This is a genomic window from Microbacterium mangrovi (assembly GCF_000802305.1).
Taxonomy (GTDB): domain Bacteria; phylum Actinomycetota; class Actinomycetes; order Actinomycetales; family Microbacteriaceae; genus Microbacterium; species Microbacterium mangrovi.
The window spans coordinates 78,473-101,645 of the sequence record NZ_JTDK01000017.1; the positions used below are offsets into that span (position 1 = coordinate 78,473).

Genomic DNA, 23,173 nt, shown 5'->3' on the forward strand with positions numbered 1-23,173 from the left:
GCCTACTTCGCCGGCGGCAGCAGCACCGAGTCGATCAGGTAGACGGTGGCGTTGGCGGTTTGCACGCCGCCGCAGACGACCTTGGCGCCGTTGACCATCAGGTTGTCGCCGCTGCCGGTGACGGTGAGCGTCGATCCCTCGACGGTCTTGTGCGTGCCGGCGATGCTGCTCGGCTCGATCTGGCCGGGAACCACGTGGTACGTGAGCACCTTCGTCAGCGTGGTGCCGTCCTTCTTGAGGCTGGCGATCGTGGCGGCCGGCACCTTCTTGAACGCGTCGTCCACCGGCGCGAACACGGTGAACTGGCTGCCGTCGAGCGTGTCGACGAGGTTGACCTTCGGGTTGAGCTTGCCGCTGACCGCACTCACCAGGGTGGTCAGCATCGGATTGTTGGATGCCGCGACCGCCACAGGGTCCTGAGACATCCCCTGGATCGAACCAGCCCCCGACGGGACCTTCGCCGCGTACCCCGCGCAACCGGGACCGACGAGGTTCGCGGCGGGATCCGCCGTGGCCATCGGGGATGCCGCCTTCGGCTCCATGGACTTCGTCGGCTGCGACGAAGCCGCACCGCTCATCGAACAGCCGCTGAGTGCGAAGGCCGCAGCGACCACCAGGGCGCCCGCCGTGACGGACATCTTCTTGCCGAGCATGTTGTGTACCTCCGGATCGAGGAGTCCGAGACTCCGCTGTGGATGCGTCGCCCGAAGCGACGTTCACGGGGTCTTCGGCACCACCCGTCGATCGGATTGGCCGGATTCGAAACCGGCCGCGGGTCCTCCTCGAACCAATCCGTTCCGGCCTCCGGGCCGAACAACCCACGAACTCGAGGGGACTCCATGGAACTGGTCGTCATCGGACTGCTCGGCGGTCTCATCACCGGCATCTCGCCGTGCATCCTGCCCGTGCTGCCGGTGATCTTCCTCACCGGCGGCGCCCAGTCCGCGCGCTTCGACGGCACCGACGGGCCGGCTCCGGCATCCCGCTGGCGCCCCTACCTGGTGATCCTCGGCCTCGTCACGAGCTTCACCCTCGTGACCCTCGTCGGCTCCCTGCTGCTGGGCCTGCTGCACCTGCCGCAGGACATCATCCGCTGGGTGGGCATCGGCGTGCTCGTGCTCATCGGCATCGGCCTGCTCGTGCCGCGCGTCGAACGGCTGCTCGAGCGCCCGTTCCAGCGCCTCGCCCGCCGCAGCGAAGTACCGAACCGGGGGAGCGGACTCGGCGTCGGCTTCGCGCTCGGCGCCGTGTTCGTCCCCTGTGCAGGACCAGTGCTGGCCGCGATCATCGTCGCCGGATCCACCGGCCGCATCGGGGCCGACACCGTACTGCTCACGGTCTCGTTCGCGATCGGCGTCGCCGTGCCGCTGCTGATCTTCGCGCTCGCCGGACGCGGACTCGTCGAACGCATCCGCGCCTTCCGCACCCACGAGCGCGGCCTGCGCATCACGGCCGGCATCGCGATGCTCGCGCTCGCCGTCGGCCTCACCTTCAACGTGCCGCAGGCCGTGCAGCAGCTCGTGCCCGACTACACCGCCCAACTGCAGCAGAACCTCACCGACAATCCGAACGCCCAGAAGGCACTGAACCTCGGCGGCCTCGTCACCAACGCCAACAAAGACCTGTCCAAGTGCACCAACGGCTCGCCCACGCTGCAGTCTTGCGGAACCGCCCCTGCCTTCACCGGCATCACCGGATGGCTGAACACCCCGAACGGAGCGCCCGTGCAGCTCGCGGCCCTCAAAGGCAGAGTGGTGCTCGTCGACTTCTGGGCGTACTCGTGCATCAACTGCCGGCGCAGCATCCCGCACGTGGTCGCGTGGGACCGGGCGTACCGCGCCGCGGGCCTCGACGTCATCGGCATCCACTCGCCCGAGTACGCGTTCGAGAAGGATGCCGCGAACGTCGCCGCTGGCGCCCGCGGCTTCGGCATCACCTACCCCGTCGGCCTCGACAACAACCTCTCCACCTGGACCACCTACCGCAACCGGTACTGGCCGGCGCACTACCTCATCGACGCGAAGGGCGTCGTGCGGCAGATCGTGTTCGGGGAGGGCGACTACGCCGCCACCGAGAAGCTCATCCGCCGGCTGCTGACCCAGGCGCACCCCGGGGTGACGCTGCCGGCATCCACCGAGGTCGCCGACGACACGCCCACCGCGGGGTCGACCACGCGCGAGACGTACCTCGGCTACGCGAAGGACGTGAACTTCGCCGGCCCTGCGGCCTACCGTCAGGGCACCAGCACGTTCGCCCTGCCCAGCCGCCAGGCGGATGACACGTTCGCGCTCTCCGGCCGGTGGACCCTCGCCGCGCAGAGTGCGACGCCCGCCGCACCGGATGCGCACATCCGGCTGCGGTTCCACGCCTCCCGCGTCGAGATGGTGCTCGGCGGCCACGGCACCGTGACCGTGCGGCTGGACGGCGGAGCCCCGAAGGTCATCAGCGTGGCGGGCAGGCCGGACGCCCACGTCATCGCATCCGGGGTGTCCGCCGGCCAGCACACCATCGACGTCACGTCAACCCTCGGCGTGCAGGCCTACTCCTTCACGTACGGGTGACATGCTTGTCGACATGGTGATCGACGGCTTCGAGGTGCCCGACGTCGATCCTGAACCCGTGGACCACGTCGGCGAGCTGCTGGTGCGTATCGCCGGCGGCGACCAGGGCGCGTTCGCCGCCCTCTACGACACGCTGTCGCCGCGCGTCTTCGGCCTCCTCCTGCGCGTGCTCGTCGATCGATCGCAGAGCGAGGAGGTGCTGCAGGAGGTGTTCCTCGAAGTGTGGCAGTCCGCCGCGCGCTTCGCTCCGAATAGAGGGCAGGGGAGAACGTGGATTCTGACGATCGCTCACCGGCGGGCGATCGACCGCGTGCGATCCTCGCAGGCGAGCACCGACCGTGACGTCCGCGTCGGCATCCGCGACCTCGACGTCGCCCACGACGGCGTCGCCGAGCAGGTGGAACTGAAAATCGAAGGACAACGGGTCGTCGACGCGCTGCGGCGCATCCCCGACGCCCAGCGGGAGGCTCTGACCCTCGCCTACTACGGCGGTTACAGTCAGAGCGAGATCGCGGCGCTCACCGGAACGCCGCTCGGAACGATCAAGACACGGATGCGCGACGGCCTGACCCGCCTGCGCACAGAACTGGGGGTGACGGCATGAACGAGCAGGAGTTCGAGGAGCTCGCGGCCGGCCACGCCCTGCACGCCCTCTCGCCGGACGACGAGCGCCGCTTCACCGAAGCGCTCGCCGCGGACCCCGGCCGGCAGGCGATCGCCGATCAGGATGCCGCCACCGCCGCGGCCCTCGCGGATGCCGCCCCCGAGGTCGCGCCGCCGGCATCCGCCCGCGACGCGCTGCTCGCCGCGATCGCGGGGGAGCAGCCGGGGGCGGCCGCGCCGAGCCCGGATGCCGCATCCCCCGCTGTGGAGCGGAAGGATGCCCCGGGTCGTCGCGGACTCGGACCCCGCGGCTGGTTCGCGCTCGCGGCATCCATCGTGCTCGTTCTCGGACTCGGGGTCAGCGGCTTCTTCATCGCCCGGCAGCTCGCCACCCCCGCATCGAACTATGCCCTGCAGCAGATCGAGAAGCAGCCCGATGCGCAGAGCGCGACGGCCCCGGTGGCCGGCGGCGGGACGGCCACCGCGCACTGGTCGGGCTCGCTCGGCAAGGCCGTGCTCGTGTCCGACAACCTCGCGCCCATCGCCACCGACAAGGTCTACGAGATGTGGTTCGTGCGCGGCGGGACCCCCGTCTCGGCGGGAACCTTCCACGCATCCGACGGGGATGCCACGTCCTCCCTCGACGGCAAGATGCACGCCGGCGACACCATCGCGGTCACCGTCGAGCAGGCGGGCGGGTCCCCGACGGGCAAACCCACCTCGCCGCCGATCGTCGCCATCCCGACCGCGTAGGCGGATCCGGGCCGCGTCGCCGGCAAGGCAGCACCCCCCGACCGTCTCTGACTCGTCACGATGTGCGCCGGGGAGTGCGCATCGTGACGGGTGAGCAAGGTGGGCGGCGCTGACTCGTCGCGGAGTGCGTGCGCGCCTGCGGATCGTGACGAGTCAGCGAACGTGGGTCGCGCGGCGCGCTGACTCGTCACGAAATGCGTGCGCGCCTGCGGATCGTGACGAGTGAGCAAGTGGGCGGCGCGCTGACTCGTCACGATGTGCGTGGCGGAGTGCGGTTCGTGACGAGCGAGGGAGGTCGGCGGCGCTGACTCGTCACGAAAGGCGTGCGCGCCTGCGGATCGTGACGAGTCAGCGGGGTTGGGTCGCGCGGCGCGCTGACTCGTCACGATGTGCGCGGGGGAGTGCGGTTCGTGACGAGTGAGCAAGTGGGCGGCGCGCTGACTCGTCACGATGTGCGTGCGCGCCTGCGGATCGTGACGAGTCAGCGAACGTGGGTCGCGCGGCGCCGTGCGCGCCCCGACCGCGTCAGCCGCTCAGGCCGTCGTCGAACACCTGCAGCACCGAGGTGTCGTTCGTGGCATCCGCCTTGGCCAGTCGCCCCCCGCGGAAGAACGCGGGGGACACCTTGGCCTGGATGAACATGAGGATCACGCCGATCCCGAGCACGGTCACGCCGATGATGCCCACGAGGCCCACTCCGCCGATGTTGCTGCCCGAACCCGCGGACGGATCCATGGCGTCGATCGTGGTCTTGACGAAGACGACGAGCAGCAGGATGCCGCCGAGGGCGGGGAGGACGATCTTCGAGATGACCGAGCCGACGCCCTCGCGGATCGCCGCCTTGCGGAAGTACCACGGGCTCGCGAGCGCCGTGATGCCGTAGTAGAAGCACACCATCATGCCGAGCGCGGTGATCGTGTCCCACAGCACGTCTTCGCTGATGAAGCGCATGACGGCGTAGAACACCGAGGCGACGATCGACGAGAGCAGCAGCGCGACGTGCGGCGACTTGTACTTCGGGTGCACCTTCTTGATCGCCGGCGGCAGCGCGCCGTAGTGCGACATGGCGAGCAGCGTGCGCGCGGGCGAGATCGCGGTGGAGTTGATGGATGCCATCGCGCTGACGAGGATCGCGACGGAGAGCAGGATCGCCGCCGGGCCCATCACGGGGTTCGCGAGCGCCGCGAACACGTTCTCGATGATGGCGGGGTTGCCGAGGCCGGTGGGTCCGTCGCCGAGTCCGGCGTACGCGACCGTCGCGGTGGCGGTCGCCACGTAGAGGACCACGAGGATCGCGACCAGGATCATCGCCGCCTTGCTCTCGGTCGAGAGGCGGCCCTTGGAGGGCTTGGTCTCTTCGCCCATGGTGAGCACGGTGTCCCAGCCCCAGTAGACGAAGATCGACACGGCGATTCCTGCGGCGAACGCGCTGAAGCTGGACACCTCGAAGGGGTTGAACCAGCTGAGCTGGGGCATCTGGCCCTCGGGGTTGGCCGGGTTGGCCGCGCCGATGAACATCGCGATGACGAACCAGACCATGACGGCCATCTGGAAGATGACCGTGATGTACTGGAAGATCTTCGTCGACGTCATGCCGCGGTACGAGATGAACGTCGCGAGCGCCATGAATCCGAGGCAGACCAGGATGTTGACGAACTTGTTGTCCGCGATGTCGGCGATCGACGGGTCGCCCACGACGATGCTGATCGACTGGAAGAGGAACTCGACGGCGATGCCGGCCAGGTTCGAGAGCACGAGCACGGTCGCCGCGATCAGGCCCCACCCGGCCATCCAGCCGATCCAGGGTCCGAATGCGCGCGTCGCCCACGTGAACGACGTGCCCGAGTCGGGCATGGCCGAGTTGAGCGCGCGGTAGCCGAGGGCCACGAGAAGCATGGGGATGAATCCCATGAGGAAGATCGCCGGGGTCTGATAGCCGACCTCGCTCGCGGCGGGACCGATCGCCGCCGTCAGCGTGTACGCGGGCGCGCACGTCGAGATGCCGATCACGAGTGCGCCGAGCACACCGACCGTTCCGGTGGGGAGTCCCTTCTTACTGATCCCGGTGACCGAGTCCAGCGTTCGGGTCGCCGGATCCGACGCACCCTGGTCGTACTTCACACTCATGAGACTCTCTACTTCCTCAACTCGCAGCGCCGTCGTGCGGCTTCGGGCGGCGCTGTCGAGTTCCGGGCGGGAATCCGGGACGACTGCGCAACACCCTCAAAAGACCCTATGCGCCCGCGGCGGATGCCCTCTGAGTGTGCTCTCAGAGTCCAGGATGCGGCGGCGCGAGGTGCTCTGCACGGTCCGCGGCGTCGAGTACTCAATTCGCAGAGATCAGCACTCAATCCGCGCGATCAGAGGGTCAGGGATGCCGGCCCGTGGAACGCTGGGCGCGCAGACCAGCGTCGTCGAGATTGGAGTCTGACATGGGAGTCGCTCTTGACCGGGTGAAGGCGAGCGGGCACGGAGTGAGGGCCGCATGTCGCCGGTAGCGTCTGCGGGGGATGCCGGGCGATCGGCGGCCGTCTGGAGCTGGATGCTCACGGCGCTCATCGGACTCGTGGCAGGGATCATCGTCGGAACTCTTGCGACGGCCGTTGCCGTCGCTTCGACGTTCGCCCTCGCCGTCGATCGTCAGGTGGCGGTGTCATTTCCGCTCCTGATCAGGGTTGACGTCAGCGGTGACGCGATCACGGCCTCCTCGGGGGGCGGACTTTTTGCGCCGACGCTCGTCGCTGGGCTCGCCGGTGTTGTGATCGCCTTGGCGATCCGGATCGCTCGGCGCCGCGGCCACCCAGCTCGGCCGTGAGCGCGACGGGGTGGTTCGAAGGCGCCGTGGCTAATTACTCATAGGCGGTGACCAGCTCCGGCCGGGGATCGGGGCGCTGCACGGAAATTGCCCGGCACTACTCAATTCGGCGATTTCACCACTCAAATCCGTCGATCTCGCGATCGTCGGGGCACCCGCCGCCGTACGTTCGCCTCGCTGGTGTTCGAACGATCCGAACGCGTCGCCCGAGCGCCAGCGGTCCTTGACAACGCGGTCGGATACTCCCCTCCACGCTTGGATCCGCTGGCCCTCGGAGAACGCGTCGACTGCTCGGCGCGCCGGCCGAGTGGTCTGGAGGCACACATGAACGTCCTGGTCGATGATGCGCAGGCAACAGCCTCCATCGTTCATGCAATCAGGGTCGGGACTGGCCTCGCCGGCTTGGCTCTCATCATCGGCGCGCTTGCTGGATGCACAGCCGAGGCGACAGCGACCACGACGGGCGCCGAACACACACCGAAGGCATTGAGTGAGTCGCCGTCGCCGTCGGTGCAGTGCGACCCATCGCTTCGCGAGCCTCGTGACCGCGGTCCTCGAGAATTCGCGACGGGGACGCCCCTCCTCACCGAAAACGGACGTCTCGTCGCGTACACGGTCGCCCCGGGCGATGCGGAAATCGCGATCGCGGACCGATTCTGTCTAAGCCAGGAAGCCTTGGACACCATCTTCAATGCCCGGCGGCACTGCCTTGGCGCGGAACTCATGCCTGGCGATGTATTCAATCTCGACCTGGCCTCAGTCGACACGGTCGGAAGTCGCGGCGGCCGTGTCTGTCACAACGTCGTGTATTGACTCGTCCGATTCACCTCACCACCACCGAATGGAGATCCTCATGACTTGGATTTACGCACATCCGTCCGCGACTCAGGGCAGCGGGGGTGTCTACGGCATTGACTACGCGACGTATCGACCCATCAGAGGGAACGTCCAGATGCGACTCACCGACGTGAGCCTGCGCAACGATCATTCGCCCTGGTACACGTGCCGCTTCATCGTCGAGCTTGTTGACGTTCACGACAAAGTGTGGGCTGATGCCGACTTGTCCAAGAAGTGGGGCGTCATGCCGGACTTCACATCACTCGGATACATTCCTGGAAACCCCACCAAGGAGACGCATCTGCGGGTATGGGCTCACGTCGTCACGATGACGGGTGGCTACCAGACCGTCAACTGGAAAGCAGAACTCCGCTGGGACAACGCGATCGCGAACCTGACGTGAGCCGGTCGGCGGACGATTCGATGTCATTGTCGAGGACAAGCTCACGTTGGACGGTGAGCCGCCGCGGCTTCCTACTGGGCGCGAGCAGTGCAGTCATCGCCGCGCCCGTAGGATTCCGGCCGGATGTCGCTTTCGCTCGCACGAAGGACGCGGCGACGGCCCAGGGAACTGTTGAAGCGCAATGCTTCTCGGAGACTTGGGAGAGCCGATACGTCGTGCAGTTTCCTGTGGCGACACCTCTGCCGGACGCCGGCGCTCGACGCGAGGACTCAAACGTCACGATCACGTGGGACCGTCGACTGTTCGACGTAAGGCCAGTCGCGGCGCTCGCATCCCACGACGGGTTCGAATCCGTGGCATCGAGCGATTACCGCCCCGGCCATATGCGCGTTCGCGTCGGCGGGGAAGCCACCGACCTGCTCCTTCAAGCTGCGGTGCGCGACCTCTATCCGCTCGAAGCGCTCGGGCGACCGATCCCGTCCCGCCTCGACTACTCGTGGGTCACGACGCGCCCAGACCTGTCTGCCCGGCAGAGCAAAACCAAACCCTGGGGAGCGGAGATCTATGCCGCCTGGGCAACAGGGGAGGGCGCGTCGTACCCGACTGATGTCCTCATCCGCAGCGTCGGTCCGAACCCGATTCCATCCGGCACAGACGTGGTGATGCGCGCGCAGGCGTCGACGCCAGCTCCGAAAGCGAATGCTGCGCCCAAGACGGCCGGTGGTGGTGGACGGCACTCCATCAAGGGGCGGCTGAGGGACGTGATCTTCACGCTCAGTGAGGCGGTGGAAGCGGACAGGGAGTTACGGATCGATGCGAGACCTGGGGCTCGACTTCTCGCGCAGGATATGCCGCGAGATGTCGCTGAGGTGTTCATCCGTCCCCCGAAACGGCAACTGGCATCGATGAGGGATACAGGGCGGCTGACGGTCGTGCCGCTCACAGCGTCCGGCGTGCTCGTCGCGGCGGGCAGCAGGATTGAAGGAGCATGACATGACGGATCCGATGGTTCTGCAGACGCAGATGTGGCTCAACCAGACTTATCAGGCCAATCCTCAGTGGCGCGCTGTCACGGAGGACGGGTACACGGGATGGGGCACGATCTTCGGCCTGATCCGTGGGCTGCAGATCGAGCTCGGCATCCAAACGCTGGCTGACAACTTCGGTGCGGGGACGCTCGCGGCGTTCGCGAGCAAGTACGGCAGCATCAGCGAGGCCACAACCACCAAGAATGTCATCCACCTCGCGCAGGGGGCTCTCTGGTGCAAGGGATACGCCGGCGGGTATCAAGGCGGTGTATTCGACGGCACCATGAAGCAGGCAGTCCTCAATGTCACCGCTGACATGGGAATCGGCGCCTCGTCCTCGATTGATGGGAAGGTGCTCAAGAGCCTCATGTCGATGGATGCCTATACGCCCATCGCCGGGGGAACTGCATCTCGTCGGGAGGTTCAGCAATGGTTGAACGGTCGGTACGGAGGACGCCGCGACTTCAGCCTGCTTCCGTGCGACGGCATCTTCTCCCGGAACACGCAACAGGGGATGATGTTCGCCATCCAGTACGAACTGGGCATGGCCGACGGGGTGGCCAACGGCAACTTCGGGCCTGGAACAAAGGCAGGCCTGAAGGCCCAAGCCGGCGTCAGCGTTGGGAGCAGCGACGGATCCAAGAACTGGGTGCGCCTCTATCAGGGGGCGCTCCGTTTCAATGGATACGATTCCGCGTTCGATGGCGCGTTCCGGTCGGGGACGCGCGACGCCACCCTCGCGTTCCAATCCTTCGCTGCGCTCACCGCCAGCGGCGCTGGGGACTATCGGACTTGGGCGTCGTTGCTTATCAGCACCGGAGACGAGACACGACCTGGCATCGCCAGCGACATGGCAACGCAGCTCAGCACAGATCAATGCGCGCTGCTGTACGCGAATGGCTACCGCACAGTTGGTCGCTATCTCACCGTGGCGAGCAAGCGCTACCTGCCCGGCGAACTCGAGCGGATCTTCGCGGCAGGCCTCGCCACGTTTCCGATCATGCAGGAAGCCAATACTTCGACCGCGGACTTCAATTACGAGAAAGGCCGGGATCACGGGCTCCAAGCGTTGGTTCGGCTTCGGCAACTCGGCTTCAAAGACGGAACCACCGTGTTCTTCGCTGTGGACTTCGATGCGCTCGATGACCAGATCACCATGTACGTCATTCCCTACTTCCAAGGCGTTCGTGACGTACTCAACTCGACCCGCGTCACCTACAAGACGGGTGTCTACGGCACCCGTAACGTCTGCACCACGATCATCAATGCTGGCCTCGCCAGCGAAGCGTTCGTCTCAGACATGTCCTGGGGCTACAGTGGCAACCTCGGATTTGCCCTACCGCCCTCCTGGTCCTACGACCAGATCTCAGGCCAGGCCCTGGGTGCCCTAACCGGCCCCAATGTTGCCATCGATAAGGACGTTCAATCCGCACGCGCCAACCCAGCGCGTCGAGCTGATGTGCTCCCGACGCCATTGGTGGTCAAGCCGCCATCCTCAACGTTTACAGATTTCGATGAAGACTACTTCTGGTACCTGACTCGAATGACCGTAGCCGCGGAGGCCGTCGAGAGCGAGGTGACCGGGCGGATCGCCGCCGATCTTGTCTTGCACTACCTGCAGCGCCCGAAGTACTGGCATGGTGGCGGTGGCGAACTAGCCGAGATCTGGCCGGTATACGCACCGCTGCCCGAACATCAAGCAGGTATCGCGGCGGACCTCGCAAACGAGATCTCGCGCGCTCGTGGCGCATTCGAGAAGGATGCCGAGCGGCCAGTGGGCGCGTTGGAGGACAGAATTCAGCACTGGGCGGCGTCCAGCCGTGGATACATGACGTACTCCCGCGTTGCGGCGCCAGTTGGGTCGACGACGACTACGGGAGATCTCGGGGCATGGGCGCTGGATCTCGCGCAGGCGTGGAAGGCATTTTGCGGAAAGGCGAGCCCGTCCCCCGCGAGCTTGAGGGAGTGGATGGCGACGTATATCGGCCATAAGACGGTCGACATAGGTTTCGGTTGGATAGATCTCATCGGGGACATCGATGCATTCTTGGTGGACGACATGCTCCGCACAGATCCATTCCGACCCTTGTCGGACTGCATTCGCGAAATCGAGGTCGGCTGCGAGCGGGACGAGGCTTGGCGCTTCAGGCAGTTCATCAGTCGGCGATTTAACGGTTCAGTTAGCATGATGGCTGCTGCTGGAAAGGATGCGCTCGCCGGCGAGGCGCTCTGGACCGCCTTTCCGAGGCAGGCGGTTCTCTGGGACGCGCCCACGCCAACGTCGGTCCAAGCAAAGGATGTCGGGGATGGCTTCGCTGACGCGATCGCGCGATTCGCTGGTCTTTAGAATTTCAGTGCCACTCGTCGCTCGATGAGAATGGAATGACATGGCGAGTGTAGCCCCTAGTGAGTCGCGCCCATCGGAGCGGAGTCGCTTGCTGGTGAGTACGATCTACTTTGTCTTAGCGATCACGAGTCTGCTGCTCGCCGCCTTCTTGTCCTTCGGGGGCACCCTCGCGGGTCAGGCCCTGGGTATGGGCGTGTCTGACCCGGATGAGGTTCATCGCGAGTATCTCGCGCAGGCCATATTTGTTGGCGCTTCAGTTGGCTTGGCGACGGTCCAGTTAGTGTTCGTCGAACCACGCCTGCGCCGTCGTTTGAGTTCCACGGTCGTTCGTATCGCCCTGGTCCTGTCTGGTGTTGTTTTCGCGCCGCCGCTCGTCCTGCTCACAAGCCTCGCGTTCGCCAGCGCGCGGGCAACGAATCCGTGGAGAGACGCGGGGTGGCTGCTCTCACCGCTTGCGATATGCATCCCCGTCCTTCTTGTCCTGATCTCGCACACCATCGTGCTGCTCGCAGGCAGGAAGAAGCTGCGTCCCGTAGCTGTACTTGTTTTTGGTGTTGGCTCAATGTTGCTCGGTGCCTTGGTCATGCCCGTGGCGGCGGCACTCATCCGACTTTGAGACGCTCGTGGTCCGCAAAGACGTTAAGAGCCCTGAACGAATGAGAGGTCCTCGTGTCTAAAGACGCTAAGAAGGACAAACGCGCGGATATCGCCGCCAATGTCGCGCTCGTCGTCTCGGAACGCTGACCGACTGGCCGATCGTCGCCCGCGCGGCGCTCGCGATCGTGAGTGGGATCGTGGGGGCCGCCGTGACCTTCGTGCTCGTGAAACGCAGCCGTCGCGTCTGACAGCGATCGCTTCGCCGACCGAGATCGCCGGGTTCCCGCCTGGCGTCGCCCTTCCGCGATGTACCGTGTCTCCAGGCGTTCCCGGGGCGGGCGCGCACGCAACAGGGGAGGCGCGGTGAGCCAGCGGGTCACGATTCTGGATGTCGCCGCAGACGCGGACGTCTCGATCGCGTCCGTCAGCGCCGCCCTCAACGGGCGGCCCGGGGTGTCCAAAGACACCCGGGCACGCATCATCCAGAGTGCCGAGCGCCTCGGGTGGGTTCCGTCCGTGCGCGGCCGTGGGCTCTCCGGCAAGCGCTCGTACGCGCTCGGCCTGGTGCTGGCGCGGCAGCCCGAGGTGATCGAGTCCGACCCGTTCTTCGCGGGCTTCATCGCCGGGGTCGAGGGGGAACTGCAGAGCCGAGGCTACGCGCTCGTGCTGCAGCTGGCCGGCCGCAACGAAGGCCCCGACCGCTATCGTCAGCTGCACCTGGACCACCGGGTCGACGGCGTGTTCATCACCGACATGTCCGTCGACGATCCCCGTGTCGCACTCGTCACCGAGCTCGGGCTGCCCGCCGTCGCGATCAATTCCGGACCCGGATGCGCCATCACCTCGGTCCGGCAGGACCAGAACGCCGGGTTCGGCGAACTCGTCCGCCGGGTCGTGGAACTCGGCCACCGCGACATCGCGCACGTCGCCGGCCGCCGGGGCATGATCCACACCCGGCAGCGCATCGACGTCTGGCGCTCGACCCTGCACGCGGCCGGCATCCGTCCCGGCAGCCTCGTCTACGGCGACTTCTCCACCGAGAGCGGGAGCCGCGCAGCCGACCGGCTGCTGAGCGGACCGGGCCCCGCGCCCACCGCCGTGGTGTGCGCGAACGACCTCATGGCCATCGGATTCATCGCCCGCGCCAGCTCCCTCGGCTACGACGTCCCGCGTGACGTGTCGGTCACCGGCTTCGACGGCATCCACCTCGGCCGGTACATCCGCCCGGCCCTCACGACCGTCGTGACGTCGCCCCGCGAACTCGGTGCGGAGGCCGCGAAAACCCTGCTGAAACTCGTCGACGGGCAGGCCGTCGCCGACCTCGACATCGCCCCCACGCACCTGCTGGAACGGGACTCGCTCCTCGCGCCCATGCGCTGAGGCATCCATCACGGCACCAAAACGTTTCGGTGTCAACCCCCTTGTTTGCGCGCCTTCTCGTGCTATGGTCACCAAACCGAAACGTTTCGGTAAGACCACGGAGGCATCATGGCAACAACGAAGTTCCACCGAGCACGAGGCCTGGCCCTCGCCTCGGTCGTCGCCGTCGGCGCGATCGCGCTGACGGCCTGCAGCGGCAGTTCCGGAGGCGCCGCTCCGACTGCCGGCGGCGACGCCAGCGGCACGCTGAACATCCTCGTCTCGAGCGCGACCGGCTCCGACGCCGGGTTCCAGGCCGTCACGAAGGCCTTCGAGAAGAAGTACCCGAAGGTGAACGTCAACCTGACGGCCGTGCCGAACGAGAACTACAACCAGGCGCGATCCTCCCGCCTCACCGCGGGCAGCGCCGACATCGTGGTCGCGTTCCCCCGCGAGGTGCCCAGCTACGTGCCGGCATCCAACGAGGGCGACGACGCCCGCCTCGCCGACCAGGGCGGCTACCTCGACCTGACCGGCCAGCCGTTCCTCAAGACGATCAACCCGACCGTCCTCGCCGCCACGAAGTACAAGGGCAAGAACTACACGGTTCCGACCGGCCTCAGCTACTACACCGGCATGTTCTACAACAAGAAGATCTTCAAGGACAACAACCTGCAGGTGCCCACCACCTGGAGCGACCTGTTGAAGGTCTGCGCCGCGCTGAAGGCCAAGGGCGTCGTGCCGCTCGGCATCGCCGGCAAGGACTCCGCGGGCGTGATGACCCTCGGCGTCACCACCGGCCTCTACCCGACCGCCGACGCGATGAACACCCTCGCCAAGGACCTCTACGCGGGCAAGGCGCAGCTCAACACGGGCAAGCAGCTCGAAGTGCTGCAGAAGGTGCAGACCCTCTACGGGTACGCCGAGCCGAACTTCGCCGGCGTCAGCTACGCGACCATGACCAGTGACTTCGTCAACGGCAAGTTCGCGATGATGCCCGACGGCACGTGGAACACGACGACGCTGCAGCAGTCCGGCGCCGGCAAGCTCGACTTCGGCTACGTGCCGCTGCCCTCGAGCGACACGGCATCCGACAACGCCAACCTCGGCGGCAAGGTCGAGCTGTCGCTGGCGGTTCCGGCCAACGCGAAGAACCCGAAGGCCGCCATCCAGTGGCTCGACTTCTTCACGAAGAACTACCACCTGTTCAACGACAAGGCCGGCTTCGCGCCCGCCGTCCAGGGCGCCTCGAGCGACCCGTTCTACGCCTCGATCCAGCCGTACACCAAGACGTTCCTGCCGGCGTGGGACACCATCTGGATCACCAATGCCAAGGCCGGGCCGGCCGCATCCGTCCCGTGGAACTGGGCGGGCATCTCGCCGATGGGCAGCTCCGACGCGAAGGGCGCCGCGGATGCCGCGCAGAAGGACTGGCAGGCGGGCCTGGGCAAGTAGGCACCGCCGCGGGGAGGATGCATCGCGGCATCCTCCCCGCCTCCGACACACCCGCACCGTCTGGGCTTCGACGAGCTCAGCCCGCCAGATCAGTTTGAGAGACGCGCATGCAACGCTCCAACACCATCGTCTTCGGCCGGAGAACCACACCACAGCTGACCTTCGCGGCCGGAATCGCGCTGGTCGTGGTGTTCTCCCTCGTGCCGGCCGTCGGCATCCTCGTGATCTCGTTCACCGACATCCGGGCCCTGCCCTTCCTGCCGGTGCACTGGATCGGCCTGGACAACTACTTCACCTTCTTCTCGTCGGCGCAGCTCGGCTACAACCTGCACGCGCTGGCCAACACCTTCGTGTTCGCGATCGCGGTCACGGTGCTGCAGAACGGCATCGCCCTGCTCGTGGCGGTGCTGCTGAACCAGCGGATGCGCGGACGCAACTTCGCCCGGGCCGTGGTGTTCCTGCCGACGATCCTCGGTGTCACCGTCATCGGGCTCATCTTCACCCTGATCTTCAACCCGTCCGGCGGCCCGGCGGCGGCGGTGTGGAGCTGGTTCGGCAGCTCGTCGGCGTTCTTCGGCGACCCGAAGCTGGCGATGACCCTCGTGATCGCGGTGCAGGTGTGGTCGGGACTCGGCGTCGCCGTGGTGATCTACCTCGCCGGCCTGCAGGCCATCCCGCAGGACCTGTACGAGGTGGCATCCATCGACGGGGCCAACAGCCGACAGCGGATGTTCAACGTCACCCTCCCGCTGCTCGCCCCCGCGATCACCGCCAACACCCTGCTGTCGGTGATCGGATCGCTGCAGAGCTACCAGCTGATCTACGTGCTCACGGGGCCCATCAACCCCGCCACGCAGGTGCTGTCGCTCGCGATCTTCACGCAGGGCTTCGGCGGCGCCCAGGGCGGGGCATCCCAATCGCAGGGCTACGCGGCCGCCATCTCGATGGTGCAGTTCGTGATCGTCATGATCGCGTCCCTGCTGACGATGGCCTACCTGCGACGGAAGGAGACGGAGCTGTGAGCGTCATCACGGGCACTCCCGCCCCCGACTTCACGCGTCCGGATGAACCGCAGCCCGAACCGGTCACCGCGGGGCGGCGCAAGCGCCTCACCGTCGGCAAGGTCGTCCAGTACGCGCTGCTGGTCATCGTGGTGCTGATCTATCTCGCGCCGCTCGTCTATCTCGTGAACACCGCCCTGAAGTCGAACGCGGAGTTCTTCTCGAACCCGACCGGCATCGTGCACGCTCCCGACCTCGGCAACTTCGCGACCGCCTGGCAGAAGGGCGGCTTCGGCACCGCCGTCTGGAACAGCGTGCTGTACACGTTCAGCGCCGCCGCCATCGGAACGGTGATCTCGCTCATGATGGCCTTCCCGGTCGCCCGCGGTTACGTCAAGCACCCGCGCGTCTGGAGCGGACTGTTCGCGGCCATGCTGTTCCTGCCGAACACGCTGGTCACCGTGTTCCAGCTGGCGCTGCGCCTGAACCTCTACGACACGCAGATCGGGTACATCCTGATCCTCGCATCGGGCGTCGGCATCGGTCCGCTGCTCATCACCGGGTACCTCAAGTCGGTGCCACGCGAACTCGACGAGGCCGCCGCGCTCGACGGAGTCGGCTACCTGCGGTACCTGTTCGGCTTCCTGCCCGCGCTCATCAAACCGGTGCTCGCGACCGTGTTCATCCTGCAGGCGATCGGATGCTGGAACGACATCATCCTCGCCACGATCCTGTTGCCCGACCAGTCGAAGTTCCCGCTGACGCTGGGGCTGTTCGCCTTCAAGGGCACCTACTCGAGCGAGTGGAGCCTGCTCGCGGCCGCGACGATCATCGTCGCCCTGCCGATGCTGGTCGTCTACGTCTTCCTGCAGCGCTTCCTCGTCGCCGGCGTCGTGGGCGGGGCGGTCAAGGGATGACGATGCACCCCCTCACCACGCAGGCCCTGCGCGACGGCTACCAGCGCGCGCTGCAGCTCACCAACGCGACGACGGATGCCCTGTCCGTCGACGACTTCTCGGCCGACTGGCCCGACCGCCCCGCGTGGGCGATCGGACCGTTCCGCAAAGACCCGCACATGACGTTCCGGCTCGATGGCCAGTGGCCGGATCCCACCGGGATCGGCTGGACGAGCTCGTCCATCTTCAACCCGAGCATGATCGAGCGGGACGGCTCCCTGCACCTCTTCTATCGGGCCTCGCCGAAGAAGGAGAGCCTGGAGAGCCGCATCGGCTCGGCCGTGTGGACGCCCGAGGACGGATGGCGCGACGGCGACAACCCGGTCGTGTATCCGACGCTCGACAACGAGCTGCTCGGCGTCGAAGACCCCAAGGTCTACTCGGCGAACGGCCGGTACTTCCTCTTCTACAACGGCATCTGGCCCCTGCCGGGCACCGCCGAGCAGGCGGCGTTTCCGTCACACGGATGGCCGCTCGGCGACGTCGGCTGCGACATCAACCTCGCCGTCTCTGACGACCTCGTGCACTGGGAGAAGCGCGGTCGCGTGGTGCCCCACGAGGTGTCGCACCTGTGGGCCAAGGGAGCGGTGATCCCCACCGACGGCACCGGCGAGGCCGTGAGGATCGGCGGCAAGTACGTCATGTTCTTGTCCGAGGGATGCGACGGCAAGGCCGTCGTCGGCCGCTCGGACGACCTCGAGCACTGGGAGTTCGGCGAGCAGCCCTACCTCGACCTGACCGCCCTCGGCTCGCTGCACGAAGTGGCCTGTGCGGTCGTCGACGGCGACAACCTCGTGCTCGACTTCTTCTACGGCGACGAGGCCGGGGCCTTCGCGGCCGCGCAGGCCCGGTATGCCCTCACCGACCCGTTCACCCAGCTCGACATCCACCGCGGAGGCTCCCTCGCCTGGGGCGGACTGATTCGCCGCGACGGGCGCTGGACGTTCGCGCAGGGGTGGGATGCCCCACCCGGCGAACGCGAGCTCTCCCTCTACCGCTCGGACGCGCCGTCCGCCCCCTCGACCTCCCCGGAGACCCGATGACCACGACATCCTTCCCCTACCGCCTCACCCGCGTCGGCACGATCATGACGCCCGCACCCGGTGACGAACTCGAAGCCGAGGGGGTGCTCAACCCGGCGACCGCCCGGTCGGCCGACGGCCGGCTGTACCTGCTGCCGAGGCTCGTCGCCTCCGGCAACGTGTCGCGCATCGGACTCGCCGAGATCACCGTCGACGGCGGCATCCCCGTAGGCGTCACCCGGCGCGGCGTCGTGATGGCGCCCGACCGCGACTGGGAACGCGGCTCGCAGAACGCGGGCGTCGAAGACCCGCGCGTCACTTCCGTGCCCGAACTCGGCCTGAACGTCATGACGTATGTCGCCTACGGGCCGCTCGGGCCGCGGACGGCGCTCGCCGTGTCGCCCGACGAGCGGACGTGGCGGCGGCTCGGGCCGGTGAGCTTCGCGTACGACGACGAGTGCGGCATCGACCTGGGGCTGTATCCCAACAAGGACTGCGTCTTCTTTCCCGAGATCGTCGACGACCCCGACGGCGTGCCGAGCTTCGCGATCCTGCACCGGCCGATGTGGGATCTGCGCGACATCCGCCCCGGCGAGACCTCGAAGCCGTCGGGGCTGGATGACGACCGGCCGAGCATCTGGATGAGCTTCGTCCCCGTCGCCGCCGTGCGCGAAGACCTCACGGCTCTGACCCGCTGGCGCAAGCACCGTGTGGTCGCGGTGCCCGAGGCATCCTTCGAGACCGCGAAGATCGGCAGCGGACCCGCGCCGGTCCGCGTGGAGGAGGGATGGCTGCTGCTCTACCACGGCGTCGTCGGCGAGCTCGTGCCCGGCGTCGCGCAGCAGCAGAACGTCAACTACGCGGCCGGTGCGATGATCCTCGACGGCCGCGAGCCGTGGAAGGTCTGCGCGCGCACCGCCGAGCCGCTGCTCACCGCCGACACCACCGACGAGCGCGACGGCATCGTGCCCAACGTGGTGTTCCCGACCGCGATCGAGGAGATCGACGGCACCCGGTTCGTGTTCTACGGCATGGCGGACTCGAAGATCGGAGTCGCCCGGCTCGACCACGTGTGACCCCGGTCAGGAGCCGTCGCGCATGTCGCCGGGGGGCAATGACAGGGTGTGGATAACTCCGAGGCGTGTCGGAGACCGGTGCCATGATGGAACACATGGTGGAATCCCTGCTCGACCGCGCGATCTACTCCTACTCGGACGTGGACCGCTTGGTCGGGCTGTATGCCGGAACCGCGCGTCGCTGGCTCGAGGGGTACACCAAGGCGGGGAGGACCTACGAGCCCGTGCTGCGTGAGCAGCCGACCGGCGGCGACCGCGTCACGTGGGGTGAGATGGTGGAGGCGCGCCTTCTTGCGGAGTTCCGCAGCAAGCGAGTGCCGTTGCAGCGTCTTCGTCCCGCGATCGTCAGATTGCGCGGAGAGTTCGGGCGGTACCCGCTCGCCCATGCGCGCCCGTTCATCGAGGTCGAGGGCCGAGAACTCGTCCGGGTCGTGCAGGACGAAGTCGGGCTGGACCGACATCTGCGGTTGGTCGTCGTGCGCAGCGGTCAGCTGATGCTCACAGAAGCCACCGAGCGATTCAACGCCGCCGTCCAGTACGAGGGTGACGTCGTCCGGCTCCTGCGGCCCGACCCGCGGACGCCGGAAGTCGTGATGGACCCCGTGCGCAGTTTCGGGCAACCGGCGATCCGCAATGTACGGACGGATGCCCTGGCCGAGGACTACCGAGCAGGAACCACCCGTGAGGAGTTGGCTGACCTGTACGACCTCACGACCGCCCAGGTGGATGCCGCGATCCGCTTCGAACTCATCGCGGGCAGCGACCGCGCAGCGTGATGCCGTCAGGGCAGTCGGCAGTGTACTTCGCCGACGAGAATGCCCTGGGACTCGGCAAGCTTCTCGAGCGAACCGGTCGAACAGACGTTGTCTACCCTGGGCACCCAAGTCTGCCGGAGGTGCCGCTCGGGTGTCCCGATCTGGACTGGATGCCCGTCGTCGCCCTGCAGGGGCTGATCGTCCTCACCCGCGACAGGCGCATCAGGACACGACCAGCCGAGCTCGAAATCTACCTCGCACAAGGCATTCGCGCCGTCTGGCTCGGAGGCAAGCGTGACCTCGGGCCGCGGGATCAGCTGGCGCTGTTCATCAAGCATGAAGAGCGCCTGCAGCGCCAAGCCGTCAAGCTCGGCGGCGGACCGTGGGCGCTCATCATGACCGCGACGGGCGTACGCGAGCTCTCACTCCGGTCGCTGGACTGATCGATTCGGTCGGCCCACAACGAACTCGCCCGGCTCGACCACGTGTGACCCGGGTCAGGAGCCGTCGGCCTCGGGTTCTTCGGGTTCGTGGTAGTCGACGCCGAGCCCGACCGCCCGGTGGCTGGGCTCCGGCTCGTCCGGGTGCGGCTTGCGGGGCTCCTCCTCCGGCTCCTTCTCGGTGCTCGGCTCCTGCAGCTCCTCGTCGGCGGGTGCGCCGTCGGCGTCGTGTTCGCGTGAATCGGACATCTCGGCTCCTTTCGATCAGCCCAGGGTCGCTCATGGGCGGATGCCGGTGAAGGGGGGTGACCGAATGCGCGAAATGTGCAAGGACGATGAGCGGTCAGCCGAGCTCCTGCAGTTCCGCGGTCATGTCGCCGCCGGCATCCCCCGTGTTCACCGTGCCCGTCAGCCGACGCGGATGCCAGTGCTCGGTGATCGCGGAGAGTGCCGTCTCGATATTGCGCACGTCGTCGGTCATGTCCGCGAGCCTAGATGCTGTGGTCGGTGCGGGCCCGCGGGGATCGGTCACGAATTGCGGGTTGAGCTGTGCGATCGTGACGGATCGCTGCTGCGGGCCCGCACGGATCCGTCACGAATGGCGGGTTGCGCCGTGCGATCGTGACGGATCGTCGCCGCGGGACGCCGGGGAGGCAGGGGCGGGGAGTCAGTGCACCTGCCGGAAGGTCGCCAGCAGCTCGTCGGCGGCGTGCGGGTTCGCGCCGAGGTACCGCCGGGCGCGGGCGAGCGTGTCGTAGCTGCCCGGACCCGACCCGAGGCGCCGCTCGAACCGGCGCTCGCCGAGCGTGCTGTCGAAGATCTCGAGCACCGTCGCGAGGTAGTTGCACATGGCCGCCAGCTCGTCGCGCAGGCCCGAGATGAAGGCCGGGTCATCCGGCGTGGTGGCGAGCGTGCGCAGCGTCCCCTCCGCGATGCGCAGGTCGCTGCTCGAGACGGCATCCTTCGGCGACAGCTCGTCGAGCTGCCGGAACAGGTCCGCGCCGAGCCGGCTCTCCACCGAGCCGAACAGGCGATCGCTGGCGGCGCGCACCGTGCGGTGCAGCTGACGCTGCACGAGCCGGGCGGATGTCTCGTCGAGCGTCGCTCCGGTGTCGGCGCGTCCCATCTCGGCGATCTGGTACGCGATGCGCACCAGCTGGCGGGCGAGACCGCCCGACATCACGTACGCAAGGGCGACGAACGGGCGCGGCAGTCCGACCACGAGCCGGTCGAGCAGCTCCTCCGCCTCGCTGAGGCCGAGGTAGTCGACCCGGATGATCTCGTCGAACGCGCTGTCGAAGACGGTGCGCAGGCCCATCGCGGCGAGCTCGAACTCGGCGAGGGCGTCCTCCGAGACCGACACCAGCACGTAGCAGTTCGGAACCCCGAACACCGCCTTGAGCTCGTTGATGAACTTCTGCGCCAGCTCCCCGTCGCTGATGCGGTCGAGCTCGTCGATCGCGATCAGCACGCTCCCGCGCGGAGCCGACGGCTCGGGCGGCCGCGGCGGCGTGTACGGACCGATGGCGTACGGCCCGAGCAGCCGCGACGGCTGCCGATCGGCCGGCTCGGTGGTCACCACCTTCGCCGCCTGTTCGAGGAACCACCGGAACTCGTCGACGAGCTCCGGGTAGTTCAGCGGGACCTTGCTGCGCTCGATCGACTCGCCCGCCTTGCCGCCCAGACTGAGCCCCGAGTATCCGACGCCGGCGCTGAGCTCCCGTGACGACGTCGTGCGCTGGATGTAGCGGATCGTGTCGCGCTCGTGCTGGGCGAGCCGCACGAGACTCGGCAGGCCGTCGACATCCGCCCGGGCCTGCGGGTGCGCATCGCGGATGCCGGGCAGCGAAGGTCGCGCCGGCACGACCCGACCGCTCGCATCGACCATGGCTGCCGTCGCATACCGCCGGGCATATCCCTCGACGGCCTCGCACAGGCGCCCGAACAGGTAGACGAGGAACTCCTTCTGGTCGTACCCGACCGGCGCGCTGACCTCGACGATCAGGTCGCGCCGCACCGCCCTCGTGCTCGAATCGCCCCCGGCGTATGCGCCGGACGCCCAGCGGTGCAGCAGAGTGGTCTTTCCGGATCCGCGGGGACCCGCGAGCGCGAAACTGCCGCTCGTTCGCCAGGCCATCGCCTCGCGCAGGTCGTTCGCCGCACTCGTGTCGATGACCGCCGGGGATCCGGCCGGACTGATCGGGCCGGACAGATGCAGCTTCAGCGAGTAATTCGTGACGGTGGCGGCATTCATCGCCGCATTCAGCGCCGGCACGACGGACACCTTCAGAAGAGTCGCGCGCCACTGGTCGTAGAAGGTCTGCAGCTCGTAGCCGTGGTCGACCCCGTAGCGGGTCCACAGCGTGTTCCCGACCATCCCGACCGCGAAGAAGACCGCGGACACCGCGAGGCCGAGGACGACGCCGAGCACCGTGCCCGGCGTGAGCTGGATCGCCGCCCAGACGAACCCGACGGTCGCCACCACCTCGGCCACCCCGACGACGATCCGGATCGACACCCACAGCGGCGCGGATCCGTACACGACCAGCACCAGCGCGCCGAGCGTGACGAGCAGGGCGATCGGGATGACGATGACCCACACGGTCGCCAGGTTCAGACTGCGCGCCAGCAGGTACGGCGCGAGGAGGAGCCCGATCAGACCCCCGAGGATGCCGAACAGCAGCATCCCGAGTCCCACCCAGCGCAATCCGGGATGCCGGCCGACGCGCTCGTTCTGCTGGTTGAGCCGCTCCAGGCGGCGAAGGAACCGCTGCTGCTGTTCGAAGGCGCCCTCCAGGAGGGCATTCGCGTCGCGCAGGACGGCCGCCCGCACACCGCCCGCCGTCCCGCCGAGATCCGAGCCGCGCATCTCCGCGTCGACGAGCGCCTCCAGGGTCTGCGCGGGACTCTCGAACGACTGCCAGGGCTCCTCGTACGGTTCCGGAAGCCACCCGAAATCGAGGCCCGCCAGCTGCTCCCCGCTCAAAGCCGAGATCGTCATGCCAACCCCCTTTGATGCCCCAGAATCAAGGTCGGTCCGTCGCTATTGTCCCCCCGCATCCGGACCCGCGGAAGAGCATCCACCGCGAACCGGATGCCCGGCGCGGAATGAATCGGATGCCGAGCTTGACCCGGGGATTCGGTGTGCGGGCGTATCGTCAGGTC

Annotated in this window: 22 protein-coding genes; 17 read left to right on the top strand and 5 right to left on the bottom strand. The window is 67.3% G+C overall.

Annotated elements, in window-relative coordinates:
- Nucleotides 1-2: 2 nt before the first annotated feature.
- Nucleotides 3-653, bottom strand: coding sequence for a fasciclin domain-containing protein (locus LK09_RS16975; protein ID WP_039402242.1), 651 nt, complete (start codon nt 651-653; stop codon nt 3-5).
- Nucleotides 654-839: 186 nt separating this feature from the next.
- On the opposite strand from LK09_RS16975, the gene LK09_RS16980 reads away from it, so the two are divergent.
- From LK09_RS16980 to LK09_RS16990, 3 genes are read left to right on the top strand one after another with little or no spacing between them, the layout of a single operon-like run.
- Entirely contained in the window at nt 840-2,561 is a 1,722-nt protein-coding gene (locus tag LK09_RS16980) for a cytochrome c biogenesis protein CcdA (protein ID WP_039402244.1), read from the top strand.
- Between the two features lies 1 nt (nt 2,562).
- Nucleotides 2,563-3,165, top strand: a complete 603-nt coding sequence (sigK, locus tag LK09_RS16985) for an ECF RNA polymerase sigma factor SigK (protein WP_197061091.1) — start codon at nt 2,563-2,565, stop codon at nt 3,163-3,165.
- Nucleotides 3,162-3,917, top strand: coding sequence for an anti-sigma factor (locus LK09_RS16990; RefSeq protein WP_039402248.1), 756 nt, complete (start codon nt 3,162-3,164; stop codon nt 3,915-3,917). Before sigK ends, LK09_RS16990 begins: the two co-directional genes overlap by 4 nt.
- Nucleotides 3,918-4,442: 525 nt before the next feature.
- Here the strand turns inward: LK09_RS16990 and LK09_RS16995 are convergent.
- Entirely contained in the window at nt 4,443-6,044 is a 1,602-nt protein-coding gene (locus LK09_RS16995) for an APC family permease (RefSeq protein WP_052226931.1), read from the bottom strand.
- 415 nt (nt 6,045-6,459) lie between these two features.
- Here LK09_RS16995 and LK09_RS17000 point away from each other — a divergent pair, with 415 nt between their 5' ends.
- The 14 genes from LK09_RS17000 to LK09_RS20940 all read left to right on the top strand — a co-directional run bounded on the left by LK09_RS17000 (nt 6,460) and on the right by LK09_RS20940 (nt 20,011).
- The gene (locus LK09_RS17000; protein ID WP_156138870.1) at nt 6,460-6,732 is read left to right on the top strand and encodes a hypothetical protein; all 273 of its coding nucleotides are present in this window, start codon (nt 6,460-6,462) and stop codon (nt 6,730-6,732) included.
- A 324-nt stretch (nt 6,733-7,056) separates the two neighbouring features.
- Nucleotides 7,057-7,545 carry a hypothetical protein gene (locus LK09_RS21620; protein ID WP_156138871.1) on the top strand — a complete coding sequence of 163 codons (489 nt, stop codon included), beginning with the start codon at nt 7,057-7,059 and terminating at the stop codon, nt 7,543-7,545.
- Between the two features lie 139 nt (nt 7,546-7,684).
- Nucleotides 7,685-7,972 carry a hypothetical protein gene (locus LK09_RS17005; protein ID WP_039402251.1) on the top strand — a complete coding sequence of 96 codons (288 nt, stop codon included), beginning with the start codon at nt 7,685-7,687 and terminating at the stop codon, nt 7,970-7,972.
- 53 nt (nt 7,973-8,025) lie between these two features.
- On the top strand, nt 8,026-8,964 hold the full coding sequence (locus LK09_RS21625) for a hypothetical protein (RefSeq protein ID WP_156138872.1): 939 nt from the start codon (nt 8,026-8,028) through the stop codon (nt 8,962-8,964).
- Nucleotide 8,965: 1 nt separating this feature from the next.
- Entirely contained in the window at nt 8,966-11,347 is a 2,382-nt protein-coding gene (locus tag LK09_RS20935; protein WP_052226932.1) for a glycoside hydrolase domain-containing protein, read from the top strand.
- Between the two features lie 94 nt (nt 11,348-11,441).
- Nucleotides 11,442-11,963 carry a hypothetical protein gene (locus LK09_RS17015; protein ID WP_039402252.1) on the top strand — a complete coding sequence of 174 codons (522 nt, stop codon included), beginning with the start codon at nt 11,442-11,444 and terminating at the stop codon, nt 11,961-11,963.
- A 344-nt stretch (nt 11,964-12,307) separates the two neighbouring features.
- Nucleotides 12,308-13,324, top strand: coding sequence for a LacI family DNA-binding transcriptional regulator (locus LK09_RS17020; RefSeq protein ID WP_039402254.1), 1,017 nt, complete (start codon nt 12,308-12,310; stop codon nt 13,322-13,324).
- A 108-nt stretch (nt 13,325-13,432) separates the two neighbouring features.
- Nucleotides 13,433-14,758 carry an ABC transporter substrate-binding protein gene (locus LK09_RS17025; protein ID WP_039402256.1) on the top strand — a complete coding sequence of 442 codons (1,326 nt, stop codon included), beginning with the start codon at nt 13,433-13,435 and terminating at the stop codon, nt 14,756-14,758.
- Nucleotides 14,759-14,865: 107 nt separating this feature from the next.
- Nucleotides 14,866-15,780, top strand: a complete 915-nt coding sequence (locus tag LK09_RS17030; RefSeq protein WP_039402257.1) for a carbohydrate ABC transporter permease — start codon at nt 14,866-14,868, stop codon at nt 15,778-15,780.
- Nucleotides 15,777-16,676, top strand: a complete 900-nt coding sequence (locus tag LK09_RS17035) for a carbohydrate ABC transporter permease (RefSeq protein ID WP_082008348.1) — start codon at nt 15,777-15,779, stop codon at nt 16,674-16,676. Before LK09_RS17030 ends, LK09_RS17035 begins: the two co-directional genes overlap by 4 nt.
- A complete protein-coding gene (locus LK09_RS17040) occupies nt 16,673-17,758 on the top strand; it encodes a glycoside hydrolase family 130 protein (protein ID WP_052226933.1) in 1,086 nt (361 codons plus the stop codon). The genes LK09_RS17035 and LK09_RS17040 overlap by 4 nt, the downstream gene beginning before the upstream one ends.
- On the top strand, nt 17,755-18,813 hold the full coding sequence (locus tag LK09_RS17045; protein ID WP_039402259.1) for a glycoside hydrolase family 130 protein: 1,059 nt from the start codon (nt 17,755-17,757) through the stop codon (nt 18,811-18,813). Before LK09_RS17040 ends, LK09_RS17045 begins: the two co-directional genes overlap by 4 nt.
- Nucleotides 18,814-18,908: 95 nt before the next feature.
- Nucleotides 18,909-19,589: a DUF433 domain-containing protein gene (locus tag LK09_RS17050; RefSeq protein WP_197061092.1), complete on the top strand. Its 681-nt coding sequence runs from the start codon at nt 18,909-18,911 to the stop codon at nt 19,587-19,589.
- 20 nt (nt 19,590-19,609) lie between these two features.
- The gene (locus LK09_RS20940) at nt 19,610-20,011 is read left to right on the top strand and encodes a PIN-like domain-containing protein (protein ID WP_156138873.1); all 402 of its coding nucleotides are present in this window, start codon (nt 19,610-19,612) and stop codon (nt 20,009-20,011) included.
- Nucleotides 20,012-20,065: 54 nt separating this feature from the next.
- On the opposite strand, the gene LK09_RS17060 is transcribed toward LK09_RS20940, so the two are convergent.
- The 3 genes from LK09_RS17060 to LK09_RS17065 all read right to left on the bottom strand — a co-directional run bounded on the left by LK09_RS17060 (nt 20,066) and on the right by LK09_RS17065 (nt 23,009).
- On the bottom strand, nt 20,066-20,257 hold the full coding sequence (locus LK09_RS17060; RefSeq protein WP_039402260.1) for a hypothetical protein: 192 nt from the start codon (nt 20,255-20,257) through the stop codon (nt 20,066-20,068).
- A gap of 94 nt (nt 20,258-20,351) precedes the next feature.
- A complete protein-coding gene (locus tag LK09_RS21845) occupies nt 20,352-20,489 on the bottom strand; it encodes a cupin domain-containing protein (RefSeq protein ID WP_197061093.1) in 138 nt (45 codons plus the stop codon).
- 186 nt (nt 20,490-20,675) lie between these two features.
- Nucleotides 20,676-23,009: a hypothetical protein gene (locus LK09_RS17065; protein WP_039402262.1), complete on the bottom strand. Its 2,334-nt coding sequence runs from the start codon at nt 23,007-23,009 to the stop codon at nt 20,676-20,678.
- Nucleotides 23,010-23,173 lie beyond the last annotated feature (164 nt).